This is a genomic window from uncultured Paracoccus sp., assembly GCF_947487305.1.
Taxonomy (GTDB): domain Bacteria; phylum Pseudomonadota; class Alphaproteobacteria; order Rhodobacterales; family Rhodobacteraceae; genus Paracoccus.
Genome location: NZ_CANKWH010000097.1, coordinates 1 through 419 on the forward strand (window position 1 = coordinate 1; position 419 = coordinate 419).

The 419-nt window shown below is 67.1% G+C and carries 1 pseudogene; it reads right to left on the reverse strand.

What is annotated here, in order from left to right:
* Nucleotides 1-419, reverse strand: a pseudogene (locus Q1A36_RS21420) (NAD(P)(+) transhydrogenase (Re/Si-specific) subunit alpha); the annotation flags it as partial.

Consider the following 419-nt stretch of genomic DNA (forward strand, 5'->3'; position numbering starts at 1 on the left):
AAATGGCGGATGTTGTTGCCGTAAAGTTCCGAGCTCTGCGCCCCCATGCGGCTGGGGAAATCGGTATAGCCGATGATAATGACGCCGTTCTCGGTCACGATCCGCTGATCCGGCACCGTCAGGTCGCAGTTGCCGCCCCGCTCGGCGGCCAGGTCGACAATGACCGAGCCGGTCTTCATCGCCGCCACCATGTCGGCGGTCCAGAGCTTCGGCGCGTCGCGGCCCGGGATCAGCGCCGTGGTGATGACGATGTCCATCTGCGGCGCCAGTTCGCGGAACCTGGCCAGCTGCGCCTCGCGGAACTCGGGGCTCGAGGGCGCGGCATAGCCGCCCGTCGCGGCGCCGTCGGTCTGCGCCTCGGAGAAGTCGAGATAGACGAACTCGGCGCCCATCGACTCGATCTGCTCGGCCACTTCGGG